The sequence below is a fragment of the Micromonospora sp. RTBAU3-60 genome (assembly GCF_054963695.1).
This window is the reverse complement of the sequence record NZ_JBUEGB010000001.1, coordinates 109,938-123,194: the sequence shown is the minus strand read 5'-3', so window position 1 is coordinate 123,194 and position 13,257 is coordinate 109,938. Positions and strand designations below refer to the sequence as shown.

Genomic DNA, 13,257 nt, shown 5'->3' with positions numbered 1-13,257 from the left:
CCGGGCCGGTTCATGAACGGCATGTCCTTCGTGGACATGCCGTTCAGAGGTGCGGCGTGGTGGATAAGCCGTCTTTCTAGGCGCAGGTGCCGCCGACGGTGAACCAGCAGGTCGTGTGGGGAGAGGTCTTGAAGAAGCGGAGCAGCAGGCTGGCCACCTTCTGCCGCCCTGAGGTGGACGGATGCGTCCCGTCGGAGCCGAAGTCCGACCGTTCCCAGACGAGCCCGTCCGAGCGGGGCTGGAGGCCGTTGGCCCAGAGGTACGGGCCCCAGGCCGCCCACGCCGTGGTGCTGTTGTAATCCAGGTTGCCGGCGCGAGGATCGGTGCCGCCTCCCGACATCTGGGTGATCTGCGCCTGGATCACCCACTTGACGCCGAAGCCGGTCTCGTACGCGTACGGCTCAGGGTTCAGGGTGGTGGTGGCGTAGCCGCCGTAGATCCGGCTGGAGAAGAAGACCTGCTGCAGGTTGGGGTAACGCCTCTTCAACGCCCGGAGGATGTTGCCCTGCTGGGCCACGAGCTGGTAGGCGTCGGCGTTGGTCGCGAGCAGGGAGACCGACGGGTTGGCGTTGGCGACCTTGACCCAGGCGATCTGGACCTGCCGCTCGGTCAGGCCGAGGGGTGCCAGCCTGGTGTCCCGGACGCGGTCGTAGTTCGCGTCGGTCGGCGCGTCCCAGGTGCCGGCGGTCTGGCCGCCCGCGGCGCCGTCGACGATGGCCAGCTTGTCGTGGTTGACCTGCGGGTCCGCGGCGGCCTGACCGATGAAGGAGTACGGCGCGCACCTGCCGTTGGCATCCCCTGAGCAGAACTCCTGGGTGGTGTTGGACATGCCGATGGAGAGCAGCACGTACTTGCCGTTGGCGCTCGGCATGCCGCTGGTGTCGAGCGGGCGTACGCGCAGGGCTCGGGTGACCCCGGCGGCGCGGTGGCTGTCCGGCATGGTGTTCCGGCCGGCCGGATACAGCCCGCCCTGGAAGCCGAGGTAGCTGCCGGTGCCGAGGTCGTTGATGGGCAGGACGGCTGCGGCGACCGCGTCGGGCATGCCGACGACGGTGACCGTCACGAAGGCGGCCAGCATCGCCGCCAGTCGTCGAACATTGATAATCATGACAGCGAACGTAGAGAAACAAGCGATGGCCGTCAATGTAATCGAGCCGCTGTCTGGACGACCAAGGGCCGGGCGTGCCTCCGCTGACCGCATCAAGGTCTGATCGCTTCCGAACCGATCGGAGCATCAGGATGAGGCAGTCGTTGCGGCCCAGGGTCTGCCGAGGGCGGATCGTCGCCGGTTGGCGGCTTGCGGGACGCGATGGTGAGCCCGGCGGCGACGACGCCCAGGACGATGGTCGCCGCGGCACACAAACGCAACGTCTCGCGGGCGCCGATGGTGGCCGTCAGCGGGCCGCCGAGCATGGTGCCCAGCGGCACCGCCAGAACGGTGACGGCGCCTCTGGCCGCAAGGATCTGAGGGAGTCTCGTCGCGGTGGTGCTCCGCTGGAACAGCGCCATCGACGTGGACAGGTACGGCGCCCAGACGAGGCCGGCCAGGGCGAAGGCCGGCAGCGACAGGGCGATGGGCACGTTCAGGCCCAGGGGCAGCATGGCGGCGCCGAAGCCGATGACGATGCCGACGGTGGTCGACCACAGCGACCAGCGGCGCAGGTAGCCGGTGGCGAGACCGCCGACGAGGGCGCCCACACCGAACGCCGTGTAGTAGAGCCCGAGCGTCGGTGCGGCGGCGTGCAGATCCGCCACGACGTGGATCGGCATGGCGACGTAGAACGGCCCGAAGAGGAAGAAGAATCCGCAGGTCAGGGCCAGCAGGCCGAGCAGTGTCCGGTCGTGGCGGATGACGGCGAAGCCCGCGGTACGGGAGAAGCGCTCGCCTGCCTGCTCTCTTCTGCCGGTGGCCGGAATCGCGAGGCGGTAGGTGACGGCCAGGACGGCGAAGGTGACCGCGTCGACGGCGATCACCCACACCGGTCCGACCCAGCTGATCAGGAGGCCCGCCAGTGGTGGCCCGGCGACGGTGGCGACCTGGCCGATGATGGCGAGCATCGCGTTGGCGGGCAGGTGGTGCCGCTGGGGGAGGAGTTCCGCGATCAGGGTGAAGCGCCCGGCGGCGCCCCACGAGTGCAGCAGCGAGGACGCGGCGAGCAGCGCCACGTACCAGCCGATGGTGAGCACCCCGAAGAGGTGGGCGGCCGGGATGGCCGCGAGAGCGGCGGCGCGCAGGATCGCGTCCCAGCCGGCGAGCTGGGCGCCGCTGCGGCCGTTCAGCAGCCGGCCGAAGAGCACGGTGCCGGCCGCGCTGGGCAGGGTGTATGCCGCCACCGCGACGGCTACCCAGGTTCCGCGCTGGGGCGGCGGTGCGAGTTGGATCGCCAGCCAGGTCACCGCGATCAACGCCATGCCGTCGCCGAGGGCGGACACGGCCAGTCCGGGCAGGACGCGGCGCAGCAGTGGATGGCTGACCACAGGCCAGTAGGGCGAGGAACGGAACGGACGGGGCGGCACGGCGTCGGATGGCATGTTGCCACCTGACCCGACGCGGATCCCTCGTATCAACGAAATCGCCTGTCGGCAGAAGGGCCGGGTGCGGCGACATAACGCGCGGATACGACCCAGAGGGTATGTCGCTTCTCATTCATCGGTATCAATATGATGTCCGCAGTCTCGAATCAGGTGCGCTCACGAGGCGTGCCGGTCCTGATGCGGAGGAACACATGGTTCGCTGGCGCACCCTCACTGGCCTGTTGGCCGCCGCGCTCGCCGCGGTGACCGCGGGCAGTCTCACCCTGGCGGCACCCGCCGCCGCGTCCGACAGCACCGTCTCGCCGTATGTCGTCGGCGGCACCCGTGCCGCCCAGGGCGAGTTCCCGTTCATGGTGCGGCTCTCGATGGGCTGCGGCGGTGCCCTGTACAGCGCGCGGCTGGTGCTCACCGCCGCGCACTGCGTGGGTGCCACGGGCACCAACACCAGCATCACGGCGACCCTCGGCGTGGTCGACCTACAGTCGTCCAGCCGGATCACCGTCAGGTCGAACTACGTCTACCGCGCCCCGGGATACAACGGCAACGGTAAGGACTGGGCCCTGATCCGGCTGGCCACGCCGGTCACCGGGCTGAGCACGTTGAAGATCGCCAACACCACGGCGTACGACAACGGCACCTTCACCGTCGCCGGCTGGGGCGCCACCTACGAGGGCGGCCCGCAGCAGCGCTACCTGATGAAGGCGACCGTGCCGTTCGTCAGCGACTCCACCTGCAACTCCTACTACGGCGGCCAGATCATCACGGCTGAGGAGATCTGCGCCGGCTACACCAGCGGCGGTGTGGACACCTGCCAGGGCGACTCGGGCGGCCCGATGTTCCGCCGCGACGCCAGCAACGCCTGGATCCAGGTCGGCATCGTCAGCTGGGGCAACGGCTGCGCCCGGCCCTACTACCCGGGCGTCTACACCCAGGTGAGCTACTTCGCCTCGGCGATCGCCTCGGCCGCCGCGAGTCTGGGCGGCTGACCGGACGACTGATCGGGCGGCCCGGCTGGCGACCAGCCGGGCCGCCTGCGGGTGAGATCAGGACGGGTGCGGCCCGCCGGTCGCTCCGTCGCCGCCGAGGGCGGCCCGCAGCTTGGCGCACGCCTCCCGGTCCAGGCCGTCGAGCCGGGCAAGGGCCTCCCGCCAGTGCCGGCGCGCCTCCGCCGCACGCCCCAGACTCGCGTACGCGTCGCCGAGCACCCGGAGGGCGAGGCCGATGCCCCGCTGGTGCCGGTAGCGTCGGCAGATCTCCAGCGACTCGGTGGCCCGCCCGACCGCTGCCTCGTGCCCGCCGGCCAGCTGCAGCGTTTCCGCGAAGTTGACCAGCGCCTGCGCCTCCCAGAGCGGATCCGTACCCTCGGCGGCGATCGCCAGCCCGGCCTGATGGTGGTCGACCGCCTGCTGGAACTCGCCTCGGCGCTGGTGAACCAGGGCGAGGTTGTCGAGGACGCTGCCCTCCTTGTGTCGGTCGCCGAGTTCGCGCCGGATGGCCAGGGCCGCCCGCAGCTGCCGCAGCGCGCCGTCGAGGTCACCCTTGTCGCGCAGCGCGTTGCCGAGATTGTTGAGGCAGGCCGCCTCCCGCGCCCGGTCGCCGAGCTCGCGCTGCACGGCGAGGTTTCGGGCCAGCAGGGGGATCGCCTCGTCGTGCCGACCCTGCCGGAGCAGCGCCACGGCCACGATGTTCAACGCCATCGCCGTGCCCGAGCGGTCACCCAGCCGCTGTGCCGCCTCGACGGCGAGCTGGCCGAACTGCTGCTGCTCGGCGGTGTACCCGGAGTAGTCGATGAACTTGACGACCACGAGCGCGAGGTCGCGTACCTCGGTCAGCGTCTGGCCGGCCGACACCTGCTGCCGGGCGATCATGAGCAGGTTCGTGTGCTCGCGCTCGAACCAGGCCCACGCGTCCGCAGTGTCGGCCAACGGTTGGCCCGGGCCGCTCGGGGCGGACGGCAGCTTCTCCTGCGGGTAGAGCAGCCGCGCCGCGGTGGCCGTGGTGGCGAACAGCCACCCGGTCAGCCGGCTCAGCGCCGCCTCCCGATCGGCGGGGTCGTCGGTGTGCTGGGCGCGTTCCCGGGCGTAGAGCCGGACGATGTCGTGGAACCGGTAGCGGCCGTCGCCGGCGGACTCGAGCAGGTGCGCGTCCACCAGCGCCTCGAGTGCCCGCTCGGCGACCGGGACCGGCAGGTCCGCGAGCGCCGCGCAGCCGTACGCGGTGGCGTCGGCCCAGTCGGGCAGCGCCGCGAGCCGGAACAGGCGGCCGGTCCGGCGGCGCTCGTCCTGCGGCGCGTCGGCGAACGCCTGGTACCCGAGGTGCAGGCTGGCCCGCATGGACAGATCGCCGACCTCCAGCAGGTCGAGGCGGCGTCCCTCGTCGTCCATCCGTTCGGCCAGACCGCCCAGCGGCGCGTCGGGTCGGGCCGCGACGCGCGCGCCGATGATCCGCAACGCCAGGGGAAGCCCGGCACAGTGCCGGACGACCTGGGCCGCGGCGTCCGGTTCCGCGGCGACGCGCGCCGCGCCGCCGAGCCGGCCGAGCAGGGCGAGCGCCGCGTCGTCGGGCAACGGCGCGAGCCGGATCCGGGCGGTCGCGTCGAGATCGGCGAGGGTCCACCGGCTGGTGACCACGGTGGCGCAGCCGGGGCCGCTGACCAACAGCGGGCGGATCTGCGCCGCGGAGGCGGCGTCGTCCAGGACGACGAGAATGCCGCGGTCGGCGGCCCAGGTGCGCAACAGAGCGCTCGCTTCCTCCACCGAGCTGGGCACGGCCGGGGCGCCCAGCGCGCGCAGGAATCGGGCCAGCACGTCAGCGGGTTCGGCCGGGGCGATTCCGGCGCTGGCGCCGTGCAGGTCGGCGTAGAGGCAGCCGCCGTCGTAGCGCGCCGCGATCTGGTGCGCGACGTGCAGCGCGAGCGCGGACTTGCCGACCCCGCCGGCGCCGTCGACGACGCAGACGGCGCCGTCCTGGGCGGTCGCGGCGTGCAGTTGCCCGGTTTCCCCGTCCCGTCCCACGATCAGGGGTGGTGCCGGTGGCAGTTGGAACGGTACGGGTGGCCGGGTGCCGCCGGCCGCCTGATCGGGAGACGGCCACGGCTGCGCGCGTGGCACGGCCCGCTCCGCGTCGGGCCCACCCGCTCCGGTGACCCGTGACCGGCCGGGTCGGGCCGGTTCGCTGCGGGGCACGCCGGTGCCCGGTACGAGCCGCAGCACCGGTGACCCGCGGTGGGGGTCGGTGACCGGGTTCCCGGGGTCGGGTGGCGGGGTGGCGCTGCGGGGCGTCGGGGCGCCGGTGCGCGGTGCGATGGTCCGCTCGCCCGGGGCGGCGCCGCGGCCCGCCGGTCGTGCGGCGGCGAGCCGCGCCCACGTCGTCAACCAGGCCGACGCCCGCTCGTCCGGCACGTCGCAGGCCCGTAGCAGTGCCACCACCAGGTCCCGGCGGGGGAGCGTCGGTCGGCCCAGCATGGTCGCCAGGGTGCTCGCGGGGAGCACCTGTCCGTTGCGCTGGGCGCGACGGGCGATCGCCCGGTAGGCGAGGCCGGACTGGTCGCGGACACGGCGCAACAGCGCCACGTACTGCGCGGGGCAGGACGCGGTGGTGGGGTCGACGCCGAAGTCGGAGGCGGTCATGCGCCCTTCACGTCAAGGAGTCACGTAGCCGTTGCCGGTGCACCAGAGGCAAGTATGTCAGTGCCGGACAAGACTACCGACCACAGTGGAGCGCGCGGCCACCCGGCACATGACGGGGCCCCGCCCACCGGCAGGTGGACGGGGCCTGACGTACCTGAGGCCGGAGGCGATCAGGTCCAGCTGACACCACGCTTGCAGACGCCGCGCATGAGCTTCTCCTCTCCGCTGGCCGGGGCCGGCCCCGTGCCCGCCCGGTCACCTCAGGTTGGCCGCTTGGGCGGGGGCGGTGGAACCCTCCGGGGCGGTCGAGGTCATTCGAAGGTGTTCGAGCGGCGGTGCGGAGCGCCGGCGTGGCCAGAGCGGTGCCAGGGCGAGCACCGCCACCGCCCCCAGCAGACCGCTCGCCCCCACCACCGACGTCGGCGTCCAGTGGTCGGCGGCCAGGCCCGCCACGACCATCGCGGCGCCCTGCAGTCCGCTCAGGCCGGTGATGGCGATACCGAACGCGCGCCCCCGGTATTCGACCGGTACGGCCCGCCCGAACAGGGCGTTCAGCGGGATGGCCCAGGCGCTGCCGGCACCCACCAACACCAGCAGGCCCAGCACCATCCACAGGGGAGGCGTGAGCGCGACCAGGGTCAACGTCGCCGCGGAGAACACCGCCAGCGGCAGGATGAGCCGGGGGCGGGTGCCTGGCGGGCAGAAACGGGTGAGGGCCACCGCGCCGGCCGCCGTTCCCAGCGGCGCCGCCGCCAGCAGCAGTCCGACCGTCTCCGGCCCCCCACCGTACTGGCGGGCCAGCGGGGCCATCAGCCCCTCGGCCGCGTAGGTGAAGGCGCTGGCCACCCAGAGGACGAGGACGTACGCCCGCAGCCGCCGGTCGGTGAAGACGACCCGCAACCCGACCCAGGGGCCGCCCCGTGTCGGCCCCTGGGGTCGGGTCGGGACGCCGCGGGGGCGTACGCCGATCCAGATGAGCGCCGCCGAGAGCAGGAAGGTCGCGGCGTCGACCAGCAGCGCGCCCCGCAGCGACAGCGCCGCCACCAGGCCGCCGCCGGCGGCGAACCCGACCACCTGGACGATCTGCGCGGCGGTGTTGTCCACGCCGTTGGCCACCGGGTACCGGTCACCGTCGAGCACCTCGGGCAGCAGGGCCGCCCGCGCGGCCACGAACGGCGGGCGCAGCAGGTTCACCACGAACAGCAGCGCCACCAGGGCGGCAGCGGGGACGCCGGGCAGCGCGGCCAGGGGAATGAGCAGCGCGCGGGCCAGGTCGCACCCGATCAGCACCCGCCGCCGCGGAAACCGGTCGGCCAGGCCGGACAGCAGCGGCCCGCCGGTCAGCCAGGCCAGGTAGGAGCTGGCGTAGCCGGCGGCCGCCAGCACCGCCGAGCCGGTGCCGGTGTAGACGAGATACGCCACCGTGACGGCCGTGAGCTGGTCGCCGACCAGGGACAACAGGTACGCCGTGAAGAGGTGGCGGTATTCGCGGACCGCGAACACCTCGGCGTACGTGGCGGCACGTTCGGTCACCAGGTTCTCCTCGATCTGCTGACACCGAACCGTATCGGCGCGGGTGGCGGCGAAGGCCGGTCCCGCCGTTCGGGTCCGTTCGGGTCCGTTCGAGGCCGCTCGATCTCCTGTCCCCGGGCCGGATCGGTCACCAGACTGACCCGCACACCGGTCGCCGCAGGCTGCTCGGCCGGCTCGCCGACGCGCGACACCCACCCGGAGGCTTCGTTGGTCACGTCCGCACCGCTGACGTTCGGTCAGCTCGCCATCTGGCGCGACGTCGAGTCCGTGCCGAGGGACCGGTGGCACGAGCCCAACATCGTCCAGGCGTGGGAGTTGCCCGCCGGAACCGGGACCGCCGACGTCCGGGCGGCCCTCGCTGCCCTGGTCCGCCGGCACGAGTCGCTGCGCACCACGTACGACCTCAGCGATCCGGCCGCGCCCCGGCAGGTCCCGCATCCGCCCCGGACACCCGACGTGCCGGTGCAGCGGGCCGCCGACCCGCGGGTCGACCTCGACACGGTCCGCGAGCAGTTGGCCCGACAACCGTTCAGCCTGGTCCGCGAGCCGGCCTGGCGGGCCACGGTCGTCGCCGCCGGGGACGCTCCCACGCACCTGGTCCTGGTGCACCACCACATGGTCGCCGACGGCCTGGCGGCGGGGGTCCTCAGGCGGGACTTCCTCGCGGCGCTCGCCGGCACGCTGGACGACGCCGTGTCCGGGCCGCGGACGATCGTGGCGCACGAGCAGTCACCGGCCGGCCAGCGCCGTGGCGCGGCGGCCATGGACTACTGGGCGAAGCTGCTCACCGAGGTGCCTCCCCCCGCCGTCGGGCAGCCGCCGTTCGTGGAGGCCAGGCTGGTCTCCCGGACGCTTGCCGGGGCGGCGCGGCGGGTGGCGGCGCGGCTGCGCGTGTCCGTCGCCAACGTGGTGCTGTCCGCGTTCTGCGCCGGGCTGTTCGCGGTCGGCGGCGACGACCGGCTGCTGGTCCGGGTGCTCTCGTCGAACCGGTTCGACCCCTACCGGCGGGACGTCGTGACATCGATGAACCAGTGGATTCCCGTCCTGTTCGACCGGCCGTCCGGGCCGGGCCTGGCCGACCTGGTCCGAGAGGTCGTCACGCGGACCAGGGTCGCGTACGCCCACGGCGTCTACGACGTGGACCGGGCGTTCCGGCTGCTGGACGAGGCCGGCTACCGCAGGGGGCAGTACGACAGCACCTGGTCGGTCAACTTCATCGCCCGCCGCCCGGACGAGCCGGAGCCGTCGGACCCGGATCTCGACGCCGCCGAGGACGCGACGGTCAGCTGGGCGGCCCCGTTCTCGTCGGTCGGGCCCCGCCGCTACCTGCGCGTCATCGAGGGAACCGACCTCACGTGCGAACTCCGGGTCCCGGTCGGGCGGTCGGCCGTCGCCGCGGAGCTGCTCCGCCGGATGCGCCAGGCGCTCCTCGACGCGGACCGGGCCGGCTGAGCGGCCGATGAGGTATCGGCGCGGGGAACTGTGGCACCACTCCGACTTCCGCAAGCTGTGGTTCGGCGAGAGCGTGTCGCTGATCGGCACCTACGCGACCCAGCTGGTGTTTCCGCTGGTGGCGGTGACCTACCTGAGCGCGTCACCGACCGAGCTCGGGGTGGTGTCGGCCGCCCAGTTCGCGCCCGTCCTGCTGCTGACGCTCGTCGCCGGTCACTGGGTGGACCGGGTGGGCCGGCGTCCGGTCCTGGTCGGGTCCAACCTGGCCCGGATGGCCACGCTCGCCGCCGCCATCGCGCTGCTGCAGACCGGGACGCTGCAGGTCTGGAGCTGGTGCGTCATCGCCTTCGTGCTGGGCACGTTCACCGCGGCGTTCGACGTGGCGTGGCACTCCTACCTGCCGGCGGTGGTGGAGCGCCGGCATCTGGTCGAGGGCAACGCGAAGATGCAGACCTCCTACTCGGTCGCGCAGCTCGCGGGCACCGGCCTGGGCGGATGGCTGCTCAAGGTGCTCAGCCCGACGATCGCGTTCCTCATCGACATCGCCTCGTACGCGGTCTCCGTGGTCGCCCTGCTCGCGATCCGCAAGCGGGAGCCCCGCCGGGCGCGGTCGGCCGGGAACGACGAGTCGATGGCGCGGCGCCTCACGCACGGGGTCCGGCTTCTCTGGCGCGACCGGGTGCTACGCGCGCTGATGCTGGAAGGGGCCTGGTTCAACCTCTGCGAGCAGGCGCTGCTGACCTTGTTCATGATCTACGCGGTCCGTCAGCTCGACCTGGACGCCGGTCAGGTCGGCCTGTGCATCGCGCTGGGCAGCGTCGGCGCGGTCGTCGGATCGGTCGTCGCCGGCAGGATGGAGCGGCGCTGGGGGACGGCCAGGACCCTCGTGGTCGCCATCGGGTTCGCCTCGTGTAGCCCGGTCCTGGTACCGCTGGCAAGCGGTCCGCAGCTCGTGGCCGTCGCGCTCATCGTGCTGTCGTTCAACGCGTACGGCCTCGGCCTGACGGTCTTCAACGTCCACAACATCAGCCAGCGGCAGGCGCGTACCGACCCGTCCGCGCTCGGCCGGGTGACGGCGGCGTTCAGCACCATCGCCCTGGGCGCGCTGCCGGTCGGCGCCGTCGTCGGCGGCCTGCTCGGTGACCTGCTCGGGGTACGGCCGGCCCTCGCCGTGGTGGCGGTGGCGTTCATCGCCGGCTGGCTGGTGTTCGCGCTCGCCCTGCCCCGGCTGTTCGGTGAGCCACCGGCACCCGACCCGGCGCCCGCGGCCGCCACCGGCGCGGCGGCCGTCGCGCCGCCGTCCTGACCCGTCCGTTGATCGAGGAGAAGCCATGCACGAACAGCTCACCGTTCCGCTGTCCCCGGCGCAACGGCTCCTGGCCTGGGTGGATGAGGTCGCCCCGGGCATGGTCCTCGGGCCACGCTTCGTCTGCCTCGGCGGCTACCGACTCGCCGGCCCGCTCGACGTGCCGGCGCTGCGGGACGCGCTGGACCGGCTCGTCGTGCGGCACGAGGCGCTGCGAACCGTGCTCGGGCCCGACGCGCCCGGCCCGCGGGTGGCACCACCGGCGCCGGTGCCGCTGGTGGAGGTGGCCCCGGACCGCCTGATCGACACGATCGTCGCCGGCAGCTACCCGCCCGGATCCGTGCCGCTGCTCTGGGCGTTCCTGGCCCGGCACGACGCCACGGACGCCACGCTCGTGCTGGTGGCCCAGCACGCCGCCGCGGACCCCTGGTCGATGCGGATCCTCATCGCCGACCTGCTGCGCGGCTACGCCGACCGGCTCGGCGAGCGCGATGACGACCCGGTGCAGGCGTCGCCGGACCGGGTGCCGGTGCCGCGCGCCGTGACCGACGAGCAGCGCACCCGGCTGGCGGATCACTGGCGGCAGACGCTGACCGACGTGCCCGGCCTGCCGCTCGGCGCCGACGAGCCTGGTGGGCCGCCCCGCACGTCCGAGATCCGCTTCCCGGTCGCCGTCACCGACCAGCGGCTGCGGGCCGCCGCCCGTGCGCTGCGTACCTCGCCGTTCGTCCTGCTGCTCAGCGGTTTCGTCGGCGCGCTCGGCGCGGTCACCGGTGCCACCGACCTGACCGTGCCGGTGCTGACCTACGGCCGCGGCCGGTCCGACTGGGACACCGTCGGACTGTTCATGAACGCGTTGCCGGTGCGGGTGGACCTGAGCGGCGACCCGGCACCGGGGGAGACGCTGCGCCGGGTGCACCGCGCCTTCGCCACCGCGTTCACCCGGGAGATGCCGCTGGCGGACCTGGTGTCGAGCCTGCCCGAGGCGGCCCGCTTCTTCGCCCCGGGCGGGCCGGTCAGCGCCCAGTTCGAGGTCATCCAGGTGCCGCCGGTACCGGCGGCCGGGCCGCTGGCGTACCGGCCGGTCCGGCTGCCCGCCGGGCTGCCGCTGGGCGGCCCGGTGATCCCGGTCAACGGTCTCGTGGCGTGGCTGGAGCAGGACGCCGACGGCGGCTACACCGGGACCATGCGCTACCGGGCCGACCTGTTCTCCCGGCACACGATCGACCACCTCGTGAGCTGCTACGCGGACCGACTCGACCGGCTGGTGCGGTCGTGACGGCCAGCACCGCCGCGGCGTTCGCGTACCCGGCGCACATCCTCGACCTGCTGGAGCCGCACCTGCGGTCCGGATCGGCGGCGCCCGCCGTGGTCGATCCGGCGGGCACGCTGACCTACCGCGAACTCGACGGGTTGACCCGCCGGATCGCCGCCGACCTGCGCGGTCAGGGCCTGTCGGAAGGCGAGCCGGTCCTCGTCCACGCCCGGCTCTCCGGCTGGGCCGTCGCCGCCCTGCTCGCCGTGCTGCGGGCCGGCGGGCGCTACGTCCCGGTCGACGCGGCGTTCCCGCCCGAGCGGCAGCGGCGCACGTTCCGGCTGAGCGGGGCGAAGCTGGTGCTCGCCGAGCCGGGCGTTCCGTCGCCGCCCGGGCCGTGGCGGACCGTGCCGGTCGGCCCGGCCACCGACGCGGCCGGGCCGCTGGATGATCCCGTCCGCGGGCCCGCCGCGTACACGTACTTCACCAGCGGTACGACCGGGGAGGCCAAGCCGGTGACGGTGCCGGCGGCCGCGCTGGCCTACTCGACGGCGGTCCGCCTGGCGTACTACCCGGACCCGGTCGACGGCTTCCTGCTCTGCTCGTCGATCGCGTTCGACAGTTCGGTGGCGGGTATCTTCTGGACCCTGGCCAGCGGGGGCCGGCTGATCATCCCCAGCGACCGGCCGGCGAACTTGGTCGCGGTCCAGCGCGCGGCGGCCCGGCACCGGCCGTCGCACCTGCTGATGGTGCCCTCGCTCTACGCGCTGCTGCTCAGGTCGGCCGACCCGGCGCGGCTGGCCAGCCTCACCACCGTGGTCGTCGCGGGTGAGGTGTGCCCGCCCGCCCTGGTCGCCCGGCACTTCGCCGTGCTGCCCGATACCGCGCTGCACAATGAGTACGGGCCGACCGAGTGCACGGTCTGGAGCACCGTGCACCGGTGCACCCCGGCCGACGGGGCGGCGGCCACGGTGCCGATCGGCGTCCCGATCCCGGGGGCGACCGTGACGCTGCGGACGCCCGGAGGTGGGGGACCGGTGCGGCCGGGGATGATCGGCGAGATCTGGATCGACGGACCCGGCGTGGCGAGCGGCGCCGGACCGCATCGCTCCGGGGATCTGGCCAGCGTGGGCCCCGACGGCCTGCTGCGCTTCCACGGCCGGGTCGACGACCAGCTCAAGCTCGGCGGTGTCCGGATCGAGCTGGCCGAGATCGAGCAGGCGATCGGAGGCCACCCCGGCGTCACGGCCGCCGCCGTCGGCCGGTCCGGCGACGACCCGGCGCGGCTGGTCGGCTTCCTGGTGGCGGAGCAGCCGGTGAACACCCGGGCGTTGCGGGCGTATCTGCTGGACCGGCTGCCGGCGGTGGCCGTCCCGGCCCGCTGGGTCGTTCTGGACCGGCTGCCCACCCAGCCCAACGGCAAACTCGACCGCGGCGCGTTGAACCGGTGGGCAGCCGGCGACCGAGGCCCGGCGTACCGATCAGGAGACGTGTTGGGGAAGGTGCACGAGGCACCACGGCGGCGTCCCGACGAGGCCAGCTGAGGA

9 protein-coding genes are annotated in these 13,257 nt (G+C 73.5%); 5 read left to right on the top strand and 4 right to left on the bottom strand.

The genetic code is table 11. From position 1 onward, the window contains the following. Positions 1-76: 76 nt before the first annotated feature. Together ACY34I_RS00500 and ACY34I_RS00495 are read right to left on the bottom strand one after the other, a co-directional pair. On the bottom strand, positions 77-1,108 hold the full coding sequence (locus tag ACY34I_RS00500; RefSeq protein WP_462751335.1) for a hypothetical protein: 1,032 nt from the start codon (positions 1,106-1,108) through the stop codon (positions 77-79). A gap of 92 nt (positions 1,109-1,200) precedes the next feature. Beyond that, a complete protein-coding gene (locus ACY34I_RS00495) occupies positions 1,201-2,532 on the bottom strand; it encodes an MFS transporter (RefSeq protein ID WP_462751334.1) in 1,332 nt (443 codons plus the stop codon). A gap of 194 nt (positions 2,533-2,726) precedes the next feature. On the opposite strand from ACY34I_RS00495, the gene ACY34I_RS00490 reads away from it, so the two are divergent. Continuing rightward, positions 2,727-3,521: a S1 family peptidase gene (locus ACY34I_RS00490; RefSeq protein WP_148798420.1), complete on the top strand. Its 795-nt coding sequence runs from the start codon at positions 2,727-2,729 to the stop codon at positions 3,519-3,521. Between the two features lie 57 nt (positions 3,522-3,578). Here the strand turns inward: ACY34I_RS00490 and ACY34I_RS00485 are convergent, their stop codons facing one another. Beyond that, complete coding sequence (locus tag ACY34I_RS00485) at positions 3,579-6,164, bottom strand: ATP-binding protein (protein ID WP_462751332.1); 2,586 nt, start codon at positions 6,162-6,164, stop codon at positions 3,579-3,581. Between the two features lie 255 nt (positions 6,165-6,419). Further along, a complete protein-coding gene (locus ACY34I_RS00480; protein WP_462751330.1) occupies positions 6,420-7,697 on the bottom strand; it encodes an MFS transporter in 1,278 nt (425 codons plus the stop codon). Between the two features lie 207 nt (positions 7,698-7,904). On the opposite strand from ACY34I_RS00480, the gene ACY34I_RS00475 reads away from it, so the two are divergent. The 4 genes from ACY34I_RS00475 to ACY34I_RS00460 are packed head-to-tail and all read left to right on the top strand — an operon-like array spanning position 7,905 to position 13,254. Then, a complete protein-coding gene (locus tag ACY34I_RS00475; protein WP_462751328.1) occupies positions 7,905-9,149 on the top strand; it encodes a condensation domain-containing protein in 1,245 nt (414 codons plus the stop codon). Between the two features lie 7 nt (positions 9,150-9,156). Then, positions 9,157-10,455, top strand: coding sequence for an MFS transporter (locus ACY34I_RS00470; protein ID WP_462751326.1), 1,299 nt, complete (start codon positions 9,157-9,159; stop codon positions 10,453-10,455). Positions 10,456-10,480: 25 nt separating this feature from the next. Then, the gene (locus ACY34I_RS00465; RefSeq protein WP_462751324.1) at positions 10,481-11,734 is read left to right on the top strand and encodes a condensation domain-containing protein; all 1,254 of its coding nucleotides are present in this window, start codon (positions 10,481-10,483) and stop codon (positions 11,732-11,734) included. Further along, positions 11,731-13,254, top strand: coding sequence for an amino acid adenylation domain-containing protein (locus ACY34I_RS00460; RefSeq protein WP_462751322.1), 1,524 nt, complete (start codon positions 11,731-11,733; stop codon positions 13,252-13,254). The genes ACY34I_RS00465 and ACY34I_RS00460 overlap by 4 nt, the downstream gene beginning before the upstream one ends. Positions 13,255-13,257: the final 3 nt, after the last annotated feature.

What these genes read in the sequence shown, in the direction of transcription:
- ACY34I_RS00500 (WP_462751335.1), bottom strand. Translation starts at nt 1,108, where the DNA reads ATGATTATCAATGTTCGACGACTGGCGGCGATGCTGGCCGCCTTCGTG.
- ACY34I_RS00495 (WP_462751334.1), bottom strand. Translation starts at nt 2,532, where the DNA reads ATGCCATCCGACGCCGTGCCGCCCCGTCCGTTCCGTTCCTCGCCCTAC.
- ACY34I_RS00490 (WP_148798420.1), top strand. Translation starts at nt 2,727, where the DNA reads ATGGTTCGCTGGCGCACCCTCACTGGCCTGTTGGCCGCCGCGCTCGCC.
- ACY34I_RS00485 (WP_462751332.1), bottom strand. Translation starts at nt 6,164, where the DNA reads ATGACCGCCTCCGACTTCGGCGTCGACCCCACCACCGCGTCCTGCCCC.
- ACY34I_RS00470 (WP_462751326.1), top strand. Translation starts at nt 9,157, where the DNA reads ATGAGGTATCGGCGCGGGGAACTGTGGCACCACTCCGACTTCCGCAAG.
- ACY34I_RS00465 (WP_462751324.1), top strand. Translation starts at nt 10,481, where the DNA reads ATGCACGAACAGCTCACCGTTCCGCTGTCCCCGGCGCAACGGCTCCTG.